Source organism: Paenibacillus sp. FSL K6-1096, from assembly GCF_037977055.1.
Taxonomy (GTDB): Bacteria; Bacillota; Bacilli; order Paenibacillales; family Paenibacillaceae; genus Paenibacillus_AQ.
Genome location: NZ_CP150274.1, coordinates 6,481,595 through 6,497,321 on the forward strand (window position 1 = coordinate 6,481,595; position 15,727 = coordinate 6,497,321).

Below are 15,727 nucleotides of genomic sequence, written 5' to 3' on the forward strand. Positions count from 1 at the left end.
CCTCCTGTCTGTAGAACGTTACCATAATTCTCTAGTAGAGCATCCTGTTAAGTCTATCATTCCTCTTCCAGAATGTTCAAGAACGGAAGCAGCCACTACCATATTCCAATTAATTACAAGACATTTCCGGAAAAACGTGATACGCTGTAACCACTTACCGACAGACAGTCGGTCGATGGGGTTGGGGGGAGACATGACAATGAGAGTTGTAAAAGAAGCCGAGGAACGCAGAAACGAGATTCTTGACGCGGCGGCGGAGCTGTTTGGCCAGAAGGGCTTTGACGGCACCAGTACAAACGATATTCTGGGCAAGGTGGGCATAGCGCGGGGGACGCTGTATTACCACTTCAAGTCCAAGGAAGATATTATGGATGCGCTGATTGAGCGGACGAATGCCGGGATGCTGGAAGCAGCGAAGCAGATTGCAGGAGATCGGAGCATTCCGGTCATCGACCGGATGCTGCGGGTGGTGATGGCGCTGAATATCAGCAACGGGGGAGGCAGCGGCAGCAGCGAGATTATGGAGCATATTCACCAGCCGCAGAATGCGCTGATGCACCAGAAGGTGCAGAAGGCGGTCATTGCCGGTGTTCCGCCCATTTTGGCGCCGATCATCAGTGAAGGGATAGAACAGGGACTGTTCAATACAGAGTATCCCTATGAATGCATGGAGATGGTGGTGGTGTATGCCACTACGATTTTTGATAATGACATGATAGAGATGACGGAAGAGATGCGCATGTCCCGTATCCTGGCGTTCATTGCCAACGTGGAGCGGCTGCTCGGTGCGAAGAGCGGAAGCCTGATGAGTGTAATGCAGATGTTCGGCAGCGCGGGCGAAGCAGGGCAGGGAGCTGGCCATGAATAAAGCAGGCAGCAGCTTCGGGAAATTTCTCTTCTTATGGTCGGGGCAATTCATCTCGGCGATCGGCAGCGGGCTGACCTCGTTCGGTCTGGGGATATACGTCCTGCAGATGACCGGACAGACCTCCGCCATGGCGCTGGTGACGCTGCTGGCCTTCATGCCTTCGCTGCTGCTCAGTCCGGTGGCCGGCGTGCTTGCTGACCGCTATGACCGCAGACTGCTGATGGTGCTGGGCGACAGCCTGTCAGCGACCGGCCTGATCTACATTCTGATCTGTATGCTGAACGGAGGCGCACAGCTATGGCAGATCTGCATCGGAGTGACCGTCAGCTCGGTGTTCTCCTCGCTGCTTGATCCGGCCTACAAGGCGACGATTACCGATATGCTCACCGAGGAGCAGTACACGAAGGCCAGCGGGTTCGTCCAGATTGCAGGCTCCGCCAAATATCTGATCTCTCCCCTCATCGCCGGTCTGCTGCTGGCGGTAGCGGATGTGGAGCTGCTGCTGATCATCGATATCTGTACCTTTTTCGTGACAATGCCTGCCACACTTGTGGTGCGCAGCGGGCTTGTCTCCAAGAAATCAGAACAGCCCCAGGCCTTCATTCAGGAATTCAAAGAGGGCTGGAAGGCGGTCTCCGGCAGACGGGGCGTGCTTATCCTGGTCATCATGACCTCGGTCATGACCTTCTTCATCGGCTTCATCGAGACATTAGCTATGCCGATGATTCTGGCTTTCTCGAACAGCACGGTTCTGGGGACACTGGAGACAGTGATGGCTTCGGGGATGCTCGTATCCAGTGCAATTATTGGAGCGCTGTCCATCCGCAGAAATTTCGTCCGGATGCTGGCCGTGTCGCTGTTCTGCTCAGGCCTCAGCATTGCCGCCTTCGGACTGCGTGAGAATGTGATACTGATCGGGCTGTCGGGCTTTTTGTTTTTTGCGATGCTGCCTTTCACGAATACTGCCCTGGATTATCTTGTCCGCACCAACATCGACAATTCCGTTCAGGGAAGAGCCTGGTCTCTGATCGGGCTGCTCTCCCAGTTTGGATTCGTTGCAGCATATATGCTGGCCGGGGTGCTGGCAGACTATGTATTTACTCCTCTGCTGGTGCAGGGCGGGGTGCTGGCGGACAGTGTCGGACGAATTATCGGCACAGGCAGCGGCCGCGGAATGGGCCTGCTCATCATTATTGCCGGACTGCTGCTGAGTGCCGCTTCAATCATTATTTCGCGCTTGAAATCAATTCATAGTCTAGAGAACAGGGGTGGCCCATGTATTACCGAATAATACGTAACGATATCCGCAACAGCAAAGCTTCTACATTGACTACCATGATCTTCGTCGCCGCTGCCGCGATGCTGGTCTCCCTGTCGGCGATTCTGATCGTCAATCTGACCGGAGCGATTGATACGCTGATGACGCGCGCCAAGACGCCGCATTTCGTGCAGATGCATTCCGGTGAGCTGGACCGGGAACGGCTGAAGGCTTTTGCGGAGCAGAATGATAAGGTTTCGGCTTGGCAGATCCTCGAATTCCTCAATGTGGAGGGGGCACGGATTGCGATTGACGGCCGCCCGCTCACGGACAGTGTTCAGGATAACGGCTTCAGTATGCAGAGTGCACAGTTCGATTATCTGCTTGATCTGGACGGGAAGGTAATCACGGTGCGGGACGGGGAGATTTATGTTCCGGTCAGCTACCTGAAGGATGGTTCTGCGAAGGTGGGCAGCATCGTCCAGGTGGAGGGCACCAGTCTGACGGTAGCGGGGTTCCTGCGGGATTCCCAGATGAATTCCTTGCTTGCCTCATCCAAAAGATTCCTCGTCAGCCCGCACGATTATGTAGCCATCCTACCCTTCGGCAGCACGGAATACCTCATTGAGTTCCGGCTTAAGGACCTGTCCACACTCAGTGCTTTTGAGGCCGATTATACCGCAGCAGGTCTTGAAGCCAACGGGCCGGCAATTACCTATACGCTGTTCCGCATCCTGAATGCGATCTCCGACGGGCTGATGATTGGGGTGATTCTGCTGGCAAGCGTGCTGGTTGTGATCATTGCTTTTCTGTGCATCCGCTTCACTCTGTTGGCCACGATGGAGAGCGATTACCGCGAGATTGGGGTGATGAAGGCCATTGGCTTAAGGGTCTCTGATCTGCGTAAAATCTACCTGGCCAAATACGCCGCAATCGCAGCGGTAGGCAGTCTGCTTGGCTATGCGCTGTCGTTCGTGTTCCGTGGCCTGCTGCTGGAGAACATCAGGCTGTATATGGGCGAGAGCGGGCATGCGCTGCTGGCCCCGGTCTGCGGAATGATCGGCATCGCGCTCGTCTTCCTGACCATTGTCGCTTATGTGAACCGGGTGCTGAAGCGCTTCCGCAGAATCTCTGCGGTAGAAGCGATCCGCTTCGGCGTATCGCAGGACCGCCCGGCAGGGGCAGGGCGCTGGACGCTGAGCGGGAACCGGCTGCTGAACACGAATGTGCTGCTGGGCATCAAGGATGTCCTCGCCAGAAAGGGACTGTACATAACCCTGCTAGTTGTTCTAATCCTCTCTTCCTTCATTATGATTGTTCCCCAGAATCTCTATAATACAATCTCCTCGCGGAGCTTCATCACCTACATGGGAATCGGAGACAGCGATCTGCGCCTGGACATTCAGCAGACCTCCGGTATTCCGCACAAGGCGGCAGAGATTGCCCGGGCCATGGAGCAGGATGCTGCGGTCACCCGCCAGGCCGTGCTGACTACCCGGGCGCTGAAGGTGAGGCTGGACAATGGGCTGGAGGAACGGATCAAGGTCGAGCTTGGCGATCATTCGGTCTTCCCGGTGGCCTACTCGGAGGGGCGCGGGCCGCAGCATGCGGATGAAATCGCCCTGTCCGCAGTGAATGCCAAGGAGCTGGCTCTGAAGTCCGGCGACACGATGACGCTGGTGGTGGACGGGGAAGCGCGGAAGCTTACGGTATGCGGCATCTACTCGGATGTGACCAATGGCGGCAAAACGGCCAAGGCCGTGTTCACCACGGATTCAGCGGAGGCGATGTGGTCCACGATCTATGCGAAGCTTGCCGATTCGTCTCTGACCGGCAGCAAGGTCAGCGAATATGCAGAACGGTTCAGCTATGCCAAGGTGTCGGATATTCATGAATATGTCAGACAGACCTTCGGCTCGACCATCAGCGCCGCCGGCAAGGCTGCATGGACTGCCATCGCCGTGGTGCTGGTCATTAACATTCTGATTACACTGCTGTTCATGCGGATGCTGGTTGCTAAGGACCGCTATTCAATCGCAGTCCTGAAATCGCTGGGCTTCAGGAATTCAGATCTGACCGCCCAATATTACACGCGTTCTATCGTTATTCTCCTGGCGGGGACCCTGCTAGGCACGCTGCTGGCGAATACACTGGGGCAGAGCCTGGCCGGGGCCGTGATCTCTTCCTTCGGGGCATCAACGTTCAGATTTGTGGTCAATCCGCTGTCGGCATATGTGCTATGCCCGCTAATGATGCTTGGCTCCGTGCTGATTGCCACCATTATCGGCGCTTCGGGCATCGGACGCATCCAAATATCCGGGAATATTAAGGAGTAGATGATAGAGATGAAGACCATCATTACAGGTGACAATATATTGAAAAGATACGGAACCGGGGAGCGGAACGTTCTGGACGGGGTATCTGCCGAGATCAGGGAAGGCGAGTTCGTCTCGGTGATGGGACCTTCCGGCTCAGGCAAGTCTACACTGATGTTCGCCCTGAGCGGAATGGACCGGATTGACGGGGGGCAGGTTACTTTTGAGGGCAAGGATCTGGCTCTGATGAATGACGACGAGCTTGCTGACCTGCGCAGAACCGCCATGGGCTTCGTATTCCAGCAGCCGACGCTGATGAAGAATCTGAACATTCTGGATAATATCATCCTGCCTGCGCTGCGGGATAACCCGCGGGGAGCAGCGGCAATTACGAATAAGGCCAGATGGCTGATGCAGAAGGTAGGCATCGCGGAGCTTGCCAAGCGGGAGATCACTCAGGCTTCGGGCGGGCAGCTGCAGCGGGCGGGCATCTGCCGGGCGCTGATGAACAGCCCGAGAATTATTTTCGGGGATGAGCCGACCGGGGCGCTGAATCAGAAGTCAGCCGAAGAGATTATGGACCTGCTGTCTGCGGTCAATAAGGAAGGAACAGCGGTCATGCTGGTCACGCATGATGTTACTGTTGCGGCCAGAACGGAGCGGATTATGTTCATGTGCGACGGCAGAATCGTCAGCGATCTGTGGCTGCCGAAATACAGCGGCGAAGCGCTGGAAGCCCGCATGAACAAAATCGCGGCAAAGATGCGGGAGATTGGGATTTAATTGAAATGAACGATTCGCCCGGACTGTTCGTATTATAGTTATTTGCTGACACCAATGAAGAGGTGAGAGGAAATGCTGACAATCCGAAATTTTACCAAAAGCTACAAAGGCGGCAAGAAGGCTGTCGATGATTTGAGTCTGAAGGTGGAGCCGGGCGATATCTACGGCTTCATCGGGCATAACGGCGCCGGCAAAACAACCACCCTCCGCGCCGTGGTAGGCGTGCTTGATTTTGAACAGGGGGAAATTGAAATTGACGGCCTCTCGATCAGGAAGGACCCGGTCGCCTGCAAGGCGAAGATGGCTTACATACCGGATAACCCCGATCTGTACGATCATCTTACCGGCATCCAGTATCTGAATTTCATCGGCGATCTGTTTGGGGTATCAAAGGCTGACCGGGAGCGGCTGATCCAGAAATACAGTGATGCCTTTCAGCTCACTCCCCATCTGGGCGATATGATCTCCTCGTATTCCCACGGCATGAAGCAGAAGCTGGCGATTATCTCCGCACTGATTCATGAGCCGAAGCTGTTCGTGCTGGATGAGCCGTTTGTGGGTCTTGATCCGAAGGCTGCGCATACGCTGAAGACGATTATGGCCGAGGTATGCAGCCGGGGCGGGGCCATTTTCTTCTCGACACATGTGCTGGATACGGCGGAGAAGCTCTGCAACAAGATAGCGATTATTAAGGGCGGCCGGCTGATGGCCCACGGCAAGACTGAAGAGGTCAGGGGCGAGAACAGCCTGGAGGACGTATTCATGGAGCTGATTGACAATGATTAACATCTGGCGGTTAACCAGGCTGCAGCTATTGTCCTCCTTCGGCCTCAACAAAGCGCTCCATACCAAAGAACCGGCGGAGAGACGGAAGGCGCTGCTGGTCAGCCTGTCCATGCTCCTCGGATTGCTCCTGGCAGGGGTGCTGTCATTCAGCTACAGCTTCATGATGGCGAAGACGTTCGAAGCGCTGGACCGGATGGACCTGCTGCTGGCGGTGATGATGGCGGCGGCTTCACTGGTCGGATTCTTCACAACCGTCTATAAGGCGGGCGGAGTATTGTTCAGCTTCAAGGACTTCGATATGATCATGTCGCTGCCGGTGAAGACCAGCCATGTGGTGGCCAGCCGGGTGCTCCAGCTCTACGTGATGAACCTGTTCTTTACGCTGCTGATCATGCTTCCAGCGGGTGCAGTGTACGCGATCTATGTGAAGCCGGGCGTGCTGTATTATCTGTTTTTTGTGCTGAGCCTCTTCTTTATCAGCCTGGTGCCGATTATTGCGGCTACGATTGTTGGCGCGCTGATCAGCTTCATATCCTCCCGTTTCAGGGCGAGCAAATTGCTGAGCATTCTTTTTACCTTCGTATTCATTATTGTGCTTATGTCAAGCTCATTCCTTCTGGGTGGCGGTAATCAGCAGCTTGCCGATATAGGGGAAGCCATAGGCGACAGGATCTATAAGCTGTACCCGCTGGCGTCTATATATGTAGATGCTGTCTGCTCGTATAAGGTCAGTGCGCTAATCTTCTTTATTGCCCTGTCCTTGCTGGCCTTCGTGCTCTTCTCTGCCCTGCTGGCTACCCGGTACAAGGCGATTCACACAGGACTTACAACCAGCCGTGCCGGCCGCCGGTACACCATGAAGCCGCTCCAGGCCAACTCGGCCTTCAAAGCCTTGTATCAGAAGGAGCTGCGGCGTTACTTCAGCTCTGTCAACTATGTGCTGAACACAGGCATTGGCATGGTGATGCTGCTGGTGATGTCGGTCTCCCTGTTATTCGTCAGCGCAGAGAAGCTCGGGGCGATCCTGGATATTCCGCAGCTTGCCGAGGTGCTTAATACCCTCAGTCCGCTGGCGGTGTCACTGTTTGTTGTGCTGAGCTGCACTAGTGCAAGCTCGGTCTCGATGGAAGGGAAGCACCTGTGGATCTTAACCAGCTCTCCCGTATCCAAGCCCGCCATCATCCTCAGCAAGGCTGCCGTGAACCTTACGATCACCTTGCCGGTTATTGTAATAAGCGCCGGGCTGCTGATCTATACGCTGCGGGCCGGATGGGTGGAGAGCCTTTTCCTGCTGGCGGTTCCGGTCATCTATGCCTGTTATTCCGCCCTGCTGGGTGTAATCGTGAACCTGAAGCTGCCCAAGCTGGAGTGGACCAGTGAGGTTGCGGTAGTCAAGCAGAGTGCGGCGGTGCTGGTATCGATGCTGCTGGGCGTCGTCAGCCTGGCGGTTCCGTTCCTCCTGCTATTCTTGCTTCCAGATGTAAACGGAAATCTCATACTCCTGGGATACAGCGTGCTTCTGGCGGCGGTCTGCGGCGGAATGTACAGGTATATCCAGATTAGCGGGGAACGGTTGTTTCAGAAGCTATAGCTGCCGCTGATTCCAATAAGTAAGGAAGTGAATTCTATGAACAACATCCGTGCGAAGCTTGAAAATTATGTAAATGATTATTTGCAGCTGTGGGAGATGTACGGCGTGATTCAGGTGATCAGACAGGGTGAGGTGCTGTTCGAGAAGGCATGCGGTTATGCAAGTATAGAATTCGGAGTGCCTAACCGCTTGGATTCACGCTTCTCGCTCGCCTCAATGTCGAAGCAATTCACGGCGTTCGCCGTTATGCTGCTGCATGACAAGGGGCTGCTTCATATCGACCGGCCCGCGCAGCTGTATTTGCCTGATGAGCTGAAGATCGATGAGTCAGTTACGGTGCATCATTTACTGTCGCATACCTCCGGTCTATACAACTTTTATAACTTTGAGAATGATTTCTTTGGCGGTGATTACCGGCTTGACTATTCCCGCACAAGGTTCTTCCGGCAATATATTAACAAGCAGCCCGTCAAGCCGGCGGGAACGGCGTACGATTACAATAACTCCAACTACAATCTGCTGGCCTGGATCATTGAGCATGTATCGGGCGAACCGTTCGGGGAGTTCCTGGAGCATCATCTCTTCCTGCCCCTTGGGATGAACAGCACCACCGTAGATGACGGCTGCGCGGTGATTATGAACAGGTCCAGCAATTATATTAAAGACTTCGCGGCAACCGTCAAATGTCCCTACTACAACGAGAAGTTCAGCATTGGTGCAGCCGGAATTGTATCGGACTGTGCGGATTTGTACAAATGGTATACTTGCCTGCGCGACCGGAAGCTGCTCTCGCCTGAGGGCTATGAACGATTTTTCCAGGAAAATGATAACAGCTATTGCTATGGTCTGGAGCATCACACCCTCTATGGGCAAGAACGGTATTCCCATGGGGGCGATCAATTGGGGATTTGCACGTATATGCAGAATTTTTTCGCGGAGGATCTGTGCATTATCATTCTCTCAAACAACGAAGCGATCAATCAATACAGACTGGGCGGTGCCCTTGCAGATATTCTGCATCATATTGAGGCAGAGCCTCCGGCCCGGCATCCTGAGCTTCAGCTCAGAGAGGATCGCCTAAGAACCTACTGCGGGACCTATCTCGAAGACAAAATTCAAATTGAGCTAATCGGCGGGAAGCTGTATTTCACCAGATTCACCGGCAATGTACATATTGAGCTATACCCGGTAGGCGACGGAGAGTTTGTCCAGCGGTACTATGACCAGCGCCAGCCCTATCGTATTACTGAGAATGCGCAGGGGGAGAATGTTTTTTTCGGATATGCCCGATTGGCCCCTTGAAGTTGCCGCTGCGTCAAGTGATAGGATAAGAATAAGATCAGGAAGGAGGGCAAAATGAGCAAAACGGTGACCATACATGAAATATCAGAGCAGCTGGGGCTGACGAGCCGCACCTTGCGGCACTGGGAAGCGGAAGGGTTGTTTCAGAGCCGCAGAGAGGTGTCTTCAGGATGGCGTACTTACGATGAGCAGGCGGTTCAATGTATCCGGATCACAGCGCTGCTGCGCAGAATGGATATTCCTATCCGGGAGATACAGCCTATTCTCGACAAGCAATCCGTGCCTGGGCTAAAGCGGGCGATTCAGAACCGGACAACAGCTCTTCAGGTGCACCAGGAAGGGCTGGAACGGGCCGGGCAGCAACTACATCAGGTACTCGATTACCTGAACAATTCCAATAAGAGGACCTCCGCGCTGGAGGAACTGCTTACCGAAATGGAGAATGTATGGATGAAGAGCGTTGAGGCTGTACCGCAAACCTTCAAAGTGATTACACTCCCGGTAATGAGAGTTGCTTATCATATCGTGGTGGACGTATCCCCGGAAGATCAGGCTATGGAACCGGTCATGGACTGGCTGAAGTCAGCGAATCTTCTGGGCACTGCGCGGTTGTTCGGCGGGAATATGAAGCCTATGCCAGGCAAGGCAGGCAAGCCCTACGGCTACGGCATCTGTGCGTCAATCCCGGAGGGGATCACCGTACCTGAGCCCTTCAAGGAAATGATGCTGCCCGGCGGTCTGTATGCTAAGCTGGACAGCAGTGACGATATTGGCACCTCCTGGAAAACGCTAATGAACCAGTTATCCCGGAGCAAAAAGTACCGCTCTGACCGCAGCAGACTCTGTCTGGAAGAGCATATCCGCAATGATTATCCAGAGGGCAGCGGGAATCTATATGATTTGAGCCTGCTGGAACCTGTAATGGTGAAATAAATGTAACTATACCTTGGAGGAGAGGAGGAGTACATTATATAAGACGAATTTGAAAAATACTGAGAGGGAAAAGTGGCGGAGGGGGTACATACAATGACAAGTTCAGGGGTTACATTAAGCAAAGCTACACTGGAGGATGCGGCGGCGATTTATGCCATGCAGCTGGAAGCCTTCATGCCACTCCTGGAGAAATATCAGGATTATGAGACCAATCCGGCTAATGAAACGATGGAGAGACTCTTAGAACGGATGAATCAGGAATTTGTGGATTACTATATTATCCGAAACGCCGGAAATGCGGTAGGCAGCATCAGAGTCAAGAAGACAGGTGAACATGAATACTGGCTCGGCCAAATATGCGTATTGCCGCAATGTCAAGGCCAAGGCATCGCTCAGCAGGCCTTCGCCCTGATTGAAGAGATCTATGCGGATGCGAAAACGTGGGGGCTGGCGACCGTGTTGCAGGAGGAGCGTAATTGCTATTTGTATGAGAAGCTGGGCTACAAAAGGACGAATGAAACCCGGGAAATCAATGATAAGATGACCTTGTGTTTCTATGAGAAGTCGGAGGGATGAGGATGAAACGAATGTCTTTACCACGTCCAGCGGTTGATTATGATGATAACTTAACAGAAATTGATGAGCAGATATGTGCTCTGATCAGGCAGAGAAAAGACATTTTAAATAACAAGCAGGCGTTGCCTACAGAAGAGCTTGTGGCTAAATGGTCTGCCCGCTACGGGCTTTATGAGGGGTTAATAGATTCTCTGTTCATGACCATGATGAACGAAGAGCATTTCAAGCCTATGGCTGAACCTGCAGGATTCAGACGGCATATTCAGATCCTGCAGGCGATCGAACAAGGAGACTATGTCTTTAGCCTAACCTCCATGAGACAGTACAGCAATGCGAGCGTTATTGTGATAAATATCGATTGGGAAGCGCCGGAGGATCAGCATTACAATCACGAGACGATGATCCGCTTGGAGCTCTCCATAGGTGAAGACTATGACTGCCGGATGATCAATGGGTCAAGCAATTCGGACCATGCCGCTTATAAATATGTTGTATCGCCCCCGTTGCCTGATGATCTGTCTGGAATGGAGTTCAGGTTCAAAAAACTTGGGGGGTTAAACACCGGTGCGGCAGAGGATGACATTGTGTTTAAACTATAGCTGCTTGCACGTATATTCCAGCCTCTTCAACAGAAGGGGCTATTTCGTTTAAAAGCTGCTGCAATCAACCGCTTGACAACCGGAGCCAGAACAAGTAAAGTATGAATATAAAATATCTTAACTTAAAGATAATTTTCAGACAAATATCTTAAGATAAAGATAAAATCAATTGATAACTAACTGTCCGTCTACCCAAAATAAAATCAAGGAGGAATTTCAAATGAACAAACAAACCACAGGTATTCATCATATCACCGCAATTGTCGGGCATCCGCAGGAAAATATGGATTTTTATGCAGGGGTGCTGGGGCTGCGGCTGGTGAAGAAAACGGTGAATTTCGATGATCCGGGAACGTATCATTTCTATTTCGGTAACCAAGGCGGGAAGCCGGGGACGATCATTACCTTCTTCCCTTGGGCAGGCGCCTATCAGGGGAAGCTCGGCGGGGGACAGGTTGGTGTCACTTCGTATGTGATTCCTGTAGGAGCAATGACGTTCTGGAGAGAGCGGCTGACGAAGTTCAAGGTTGCCTACACGGAGATGGAACGGTTCGGGGAGCAGTATCTCGAATTCGATGATCCGCATGGCCTGCATCTGGAGCTGGTGGAACGGGAGGCCGGCGAGCGGAATGAATGGACCTTCGGCGGGGTGACCCCGGAGGTGGCGATCAAGGGCTTCGGCGGCGCAACGCTGCTGTCCACACAGCCTGAACAAACCGCAGAGCTGCTGGAGAAGGTGATGGGCCTCACCTATGTAGGCCAGGAAGGCGATGTCGCCCGTTACCAGTCTTCGGCGGATCTGGGCAACGTCGTTGAGCTGAAGCTGACGGCTGTACCGCGCGGGGAGATGGGAGTCGGCACCGTACATCACATCGCCTGGAGAGCGAAGGATGATCAGGATCAGCTTGAATGGCAGAAGTATGTGCATGATAATGGATATGGAGTGACACCGGTGCAGGACCGGAATTATTTCAACGCTATTTACTTCAGAGAGCGTGGCGAGATTCTGTTCGAGATTGCCACTGATCCTCCAGGCTTCGCCCATGATGAAACGCCGGAGACGATGGGCAGCAGCCTGAAGCTGCCGGAACAATACGAGCCGCACAGAGCGCAGCTTGAACAAGTCCTGATTCCAGTGACGGTAAGAGAGCTTGATTAATTTGCTTGTAACCAAAGAGGAGGCACGCCCATGATTGCCATTGATCCGCTGCAGGTCACCGAACGGGACAATTATAAGCTGCTGATCGGGAGCATAATCCCGCGTCCGATAGCTTTTGTCACCACATTGTCGGAAAAAGGGGTCTTGAACGGTGCGCCGTTCAGCTACTTCAATATCGTCTCCTCCAATCCGCCGATGATCTCTGTATCCATTCAGCATGCTGCGGGCCAGTCCAAGGATACAGCGCGGAATATTAAGCAGACGAAGGAATTCGTCATTCACATTGTAGACGGGCAGAATGTAGGGCAGGTGAACATGACTGCTGCACCCTTGCCGCCGGACCAGAGTGAGGTTGCATTAGCCGGACTGACACCTGTAGACAGCCTGCAGATTGCCGTTCCAGGCGTTCAAGAGGCGAAGGTGCGGATGGAATGTGTCCTGGAGCAATGCGTAGAGCTGCCGAATAATGATCTGATCATCGGCCGGATTGTGCAGTTTCATATCGATGAGGCGATCTACGGGCAGGGACGCATTGATCCGGTGAAGCTGGGCGCGGTTAGCCGGCTGGCCGGGAACAGCTATGCGGGGATTGGAGAGATTTTTGAGATTGAGCGGCCGGTGTAACCGTGAACCTTGGCAAGGGCAGGACACTAGTTGGATAAACGTATCTTAATTTGGCCAATCAGCAACATTAGGGGAGATTAGTTGGATAAATGCTACTTCATTTGCGAGCAAAGCTAACTAATCGGGGTGTGGCGGTATAACAGATGTCATTTTTCCAACTATTGTTCTTAAGTTCGATTATCGTTCCTAAGCAAGTGTAGAAAATCCAACTGTTACCCCGGCACATCCGCGAACAGTGCTAATAGGCAATTTAGGCCAAGTAGATACTTTGGTCTTATACCACAACAAAACCCTGGCGGAAGCGCCAGGGTTATTTATATAAGAAATAAAGATTGCATCCCTCATGGAGATATGTTACTGTTAATAAACTGTCGGCCATTTTTATATAAATGGTCAGAAGTATGACATCTTATTTATATATTAAGTATAGCAAAGGGACAGCCGGTTTGTCAACCCGCCAGTTTGGAACAATTTCATGAGCGAAAAGGAGTGTTCAGAGGATGGAGAAGACAAAGATCTGGGAGCAGGAGCAGGAGCGGCTGGAGCAGGTGAAGGAAAAGCTGAAGGCAGGGATCACCAAGCTGGAGCCGGAGGTCGGGCAGTTGAACGAACAGGCCAGGGACCTCCGCCGGGGATTCTGGGAAGAGGTCACAGTCGATACGAACTCGCAGGAGGATTTCGAAGAGAGCTTCTTCACCATCACCCAGCAGGAAGCTGTTCTATCTGAACGGGAACGCAGTCATGCGCGCAAGCTCCGGCAATGGAAAAGTATGCAGCGGCTGCTGCCGTCCCCTTACTTCGGGCGGATTGATTTCCTAGAGGAGGGGCAGCAGGCGGTAGAACAGGTATATATCGGGGTCTCCTCCTTCGCGGAGGCGGACGGCCTGAGCTTCCTCATCTATGACTGGCGTACTCCGATTGCAAGCCTATATTACGATTATCCGCCGGGCCAGGCGGCCTTCGAGACACCGGGAGGAGGACAGATTGAGGGAACGATGGAGCTGAAACGCCAGTACCAGATTCGCGGCGGCCAGCTTCAGCATCTGTTCGATTCAAGCGTGACGATTGGCGATGAATTGTTGCAGCAGGTGCTCGGCAAAGGTGCTGATTCACAGATGCGCAGCATTGTCGCTACGATTCAGGCGGAGCAGAATGCCATTATCCGCAACGATAGCAGCCGGATGCTTATCGTACAAGGAGCGGCAGGCAGCGGCAAAACTTCGGCAGCGCTCCAGCGCGTCGCCTACCTGCTGTACAAACACCGGGGACGGCTTACGGCGGACCAGATCGTACTTTTTTCGCCTAATCCGATGTTCAACAGCTATGTCTCTACTGTGCTTCCTGAGCTGGGCGAAGAGAACATGCAGCAGACGACCTTCCAGGAGTATCTGGATCTGTGGCTCGGGCAGCAATTCCAGGTTGAAGATCCGTTCGATCAGATGGAGGTTGTGCTGGCGGACCGGCAGGATGACGGTTATCAAGCGCGCCTTGAGGCGATGGCATACAAAGCATCGGGAGCATTCCTCCGCGCGCTTCAAGGGTATGCCCAGTGGCTGAAGGGGGAGGGGATGCTGTTCAATGATATCTGCTTCCGGGACCGGGTGTTAATCTCCGGGGAGCAGATCCGGGCCAAGCTCTACAGCTACGATCCGTCCATTCGGCTGCCCAACCGTATAGAGCTGGTGCAGAAATGGCTGCTCACTGAGCTGGCGAGGCTCCAGAAGGAGGAGCAGGGGGCGGCATGGGTTGAGGAAGAAATGAACTACCTCGATAATGAGCAATACGCCGAAGCTCATGGTAAGCTGCACAGAGATAAGGGCGTGTTTGACTTTGCTGAGAAATACCTCCGCTTGCAGGAGCAGCTGGTGCACAAGCGGGAGCTGGATGAAGGGGACTTCGATTATGCCGAACGGGAGGAGCAGCTGCTCAGTGAGATGATCGTGAAGGAGCAGTTCAAGCCACTGAGACGGGGGATTAAGCGGTTCACTTTTATCGATATGGCCGGGATCTACCGTCAATTGTTCAGCGATGAAGCGGCTTACAGGGAGATGACAAGGGGGGCGGCAGTGCCGGAGCATTGGCCGGAGATTTGTGCACAGACCCGGGAGAAGCTCGACGGCAAGGCACTGTTGTATGAGGATGCGACTCCGTATCTGTATCTCAAAGAGCTGATTGAAGGCACCCGGACGAATACGCAGGTGCGGCATATTTTCGTAGATGAGGGCCAGGATTATTCCATGTTCCAGTACGAGTTCCTCAAAAAGCTGTTCCCCCGCGCCCGCATGACTGTGCTGGGAGACTTCGGGCAGGCCATCTTCACGCAGGCGACGAATCTGTATGGTGACGGCTCGCCGCTGCTGCATCTTTACGGGGAAGAAGAGACCCGCCAGTTCCTGCTGGTCCGCAGCTACCGCTCGACCTATGAGATTGTGGAGTTCACCAAGCGGCTGCTGCCCGGGGGCGAGGCGATTGTGCCTTTTGAGCGTAGAGGCCGGAAGCCGGTCCTGGCTAAGCTTGCGGACGATGAGCGTAAGGCGGAACGCATCGTGAAAAACCTGGCGGAGCTTCAGGCGGAGGGCTATGGTTCCATTGCGGTAATTACGAAGACGGCTGCCGGAAGCAGGGAGGCTTATGAGCGCTTAAGCGCTGTGGGCGGGACGGAAATGTTGCGGCTGGTTACGAAGGATACGCCAACGTTTGCCCAGGGAATACAGGTGATTCCCGCTTATCTGGCCAAAGGCGTCGAATTCGACGCTGTGCTGATCTATGATGCATCCCCGCAGGCGTACCGGAGGGAGAGCGAGCGGAAGCTTTTTTATACGGCGTGTACACGGGCTATGCACCGGCTGCAATTGTATACGGCAGGGGAATGGACGCCATTCGTTGAGGGGATTGACCGGGAGCTGTGTGAATGGGTGGAGGAATGAGGGGTT

At 53.5% G+C, this 15,727-nt stretch carries 13 protein-coding genes; all 13 read left to right on the top strand.

The window, feature by feature from the left end; translation table 11 throughout:
• Positions 1-199 precede the first annotated feature (199 nt).
• Positions 200-868: a TetR/AcrR family transcriptional regulator gene (locus MHI24_RS28310; RefSeq protein ID WP_340022882.1), complete on the top strand. Its 669-nt coding sequence runs from the start codon at positions 200-202 to the stop codon at positions 866-868.
• Positions 861-2,159 carry an MFS transporter gene (locus MHI24_RS28315; RefSeq protein WP_340022884.1) on the top strand — a complete coding sequence of 433 codons (1,299 nt, stop codon included), beginning with the start codon at positions 861-863 and terminating at the stop codon, positions 2,157-2,159. The genes MHI24_RS28310 and MHI24_RS28315 overlap by 8 nt, the downstream gene beginning before the upstream one ends.
• Entirely contained in the window at positions 2,144-4,462 is a 2,319-nt protein-coding gene (locus MHI24_RS28320) for an ABC transporter permease (RefSeq protein ID WP_340022886.1), read from the top strand. The genes MHI24_RS28315 and MHI24_RS28320 overlap by 16 nt, the downstream gene beginning before the upstream one ends.
• 9 nt (positions 4,463-4,471) lie before the next feature.
• Positions 4,472-5,224, top strand: a complete 753-nt coding sequence (locus MHI24_RS28325; RefSeq protein ID WP_340022888.1) for an ABC transporter ATP-binding protein — start codon at positions 4,472-4,474, stop codon at positions 5,222-5,224.
• Positions 5,225-5,296: 72 nt separating this feature from the next.
• Positions 5,297-6,010: an ABC transporter ATP-binding protein gene (locus MHI24_RS28330; RefSeq protein WP_340022889.1), complete on the top strand. Its 714-nt coding sequence runs from the start codon at positions 5,297-5,299 to the stop codon at positions 6,008-6,010.
• Positions 6,003-7,601, top strand: a complete 1,599-nt coding sequence (locus MHI24_RS28335; protein ID WP_340022890.1) for a hypothetical protein — start codon at positions 6,003-6,005, stop codon at positions 7,599-7,601. The genes MHI24_RS28330 and MHI24_RS28335 overlap by 8 nt, the downstream gene beginning before the upstream one ends.
• A 36-nt stretch (positions 7,602-7,637) precedes the next feature.
• Positions 7,638-8,903 carry a serine hydrolase domain-containing protein gene (locus tag MHI24_RS28340; protein WP_340022891.1) on the top strand — a complete coding sequence of 422 codons (1,266 nt, stop codon included), beginning with the start codon at positions 7,638-7,640 and terminating at the stop codon, positions 8,901-8,903.
• A gap of 54 nt (positions 8,904-8,957) precedes the next feature.
• Positions 8,958-9,836 (top strand): MerR family transcriptional regulator, encoded by an 879-nt coding sequence (locus MHI24_RS28345; RefSeq protein WP_340022892.1) that lies wholly within the window; start codon positions 8,958-8,960, stop codon positions 9,834-9,836.
• 93 nt (positions 9,837-9,929) lie between these two features.
• Positions 9,930-10,412, top strand: a complete 483-nt coding sequence (locus tag MHI24_RS28350; RefSeq protein ID WP_340022894.1) for a GNAT family N-acetyltransferase — start codon at positions 9,930-9,932, stop codon at positions 10,410-10,412.
• A 2-nt stretch (positions 10,413-10,414) separates the two neighbouring features.
• Positions 10,415-11,011: a hypothetical protein gene (locus MHI24_RS28355; protein WP_340022895.1), complete on the top strand. Its 597-nt coding sequence runs from the start codon at positions 10,415-10,417 to the stop codon at positions 11,009-11,011.
• Between the two features lie 220 nt (positions 11,012-11,231).
• Positions 11,232-12,170: a ring-cleaving dioxygenase gene (locus MHI24_RS28360; RefSeq protein ID WP_340022896.1), complete on the top strand. Its 939-nt coding sequence runs from the start codon at positions 11,232-11,234 to the stop codon at positions 12,168-12,170.
• Between the two features lie 30 nt (positions 12,171-12,200).
• On the top strand, positions 12,201-12,794 hold the full coding sequence (locus MHI24_RS28365) for a flavin reductase family protein (protein ID WP_340022897.1): 594 nt from the start codon (positions 12,201-12,203) through the stop codon (positions 12,792-12,794).
• 500 nt (positions 12,795-13,294) lie between these two features.
• Positions 13,295-15,721 carry an RNA polymerase recycling motor HelD gene (gene helD / locus MHI24_RS28370; protein WP_340022898.1) on the top strand — a complete coding sequence of 809 codons (2,427 nt, stop codon included), beginning with the start codon at positions 13,295-13,297 and terminating at the stop codon, positions 15,719-15,721.
• Positions 15,722-15,727: the final 6 nt, after the last annotated feature.

Bases quoted from the DNA above. Each gene is read 5' to 3' on its own strand.
- MHI24_RS28310 (WP_340022882.1), top strand. From the start codon at position 200: ATGAGAGTTGTAAAAGAAGCCGAGGAACGCAGAAACGAGATTCTTGAC.
- MHI24_RS28315 (WP_340022884.1), top strand. From the start codon at position 861: ATGAATAAAGCAGGCAGCAGCTTCGGGAAATTTCTCTTCTTATGGTCG.
- MHI24_RS28320 (WP_340022886.1), top strand. From the start codon at position 2,144: ATGTATTACCGAATAATACGTAACGATATCCGCAACAGCAAAGCTTCT.
- MHI24_RS28325 (WP_340022888.1), top strand. From the start codon at position 4,472: ATGAAGACCATCATTACAGGTGACAATATATTGAAAAGATACGGAACC.
- MHI24_RS28330 (WP_340022889.1), top strand. From the start codon at position 5,297: ATGCTGACAATCCGAAATTTTACCAAAAGCTACAAAGGCGGCAAGAAG.
- MHI24_RS28335 (WP_340022890.1), top strand. From the start codon at position 6,003: ATGATTAACATCTGGCGGTTAACCAGGCTGCAGCTATTGTCCTCCTTC.
- MHI24_RS28340 (WP_340022891.1), top strand. From the start codon at position 7,638: ATGAACAACATCCGTGCGAAGCTTGAAAATTATGTAAATGATTATTTG.
- MHI24_RS28345 (WP_340022892.1), top strand. From the start codon at position 8,958: ATGAGCAAAACGGTGACCATACATGAAATATCAGAGCAGCTGGGGCTG.
- MHI24_RS28350 (WP_340022894.1), top strand. From the start codon at position 9,930: ATGACAAGTTCAGGGGTTACATTAAGCAAAGCTACACTGGAGGATGCG.
- MHI24_RS28355 (WP_340022895.1), top strand. From the start codon at position 10,415: ATGAAACGAATGTCTTTACCACGTCCAGCGGTTGATTATGATGATAAC.
- MHI24_RS28360 (WP_340022896.1), top strand. From the start codon at position 11,232: ATGAACAAACAAACCACAGGTATTCATCATATCACCGCAATTGTCGGG.
- MHI24_RS28365 (WP_340022897.1), top strand. From the start codon at position 12,201: ATGATTGCCATTGATCCGCTGCAGGTCACCGAACGGGACAATTATAAG.
- helD (WP_340022898.1), top strand. From the start codon at position 13,295: ATGGAGAAGACAAAGATCTGGGAGCAGGAGCAGGAGCGGCTGGAGCAG.